Consider the following 283-nt stretch of genomic DNA (forward strand, 5'->3'; position numbering starts at 1 on the left):
GGTTCCGCCGGCCGCTTCGGGCTCCGAGGCCTTCGCGGCCTGGATCGTCGACGCCGCCACCTGGGCGAGCATGTTCTTCGCGCCATCGGTGATGGAGTGAGTCTGCGACTTGACGTCGTGCTGGGGCTGCGCCCCCTTGCCGCGCTTGGCACCGCGCGGGGAACCCTCGCTGCGGTGCTTGGTCACGGGCTCGTGGTGCACGATGATGCCGCGCCCCGCGCACACCTCGCACGACTCGCTGAACGACTCGAGCAGCCCCAGGCCGAGCTTCTTACGGGTCATC

The 283-nt window shown here is 70.0% G+C and carries 1 pseudogene; it reads right to left on the reverse strand.

Going from position 1 to position 283, the window contains the following annotated elements:
• A pseudogene (locus AMS67_RS17570) lies at positions 1-283 on the reverse strand (Rne/Rng family ribonuclease); the annotation flags it as partial.

It is taken from the genome of Leucobacter japonicus (assembly GCF_001273855.1).
Classification (GTDB): Bacteria; Actinomycetota; Actinomycetes; order Actinomycetales; family Microbacteriaceae; genus Leucobacter; species Leucobacter japonicus.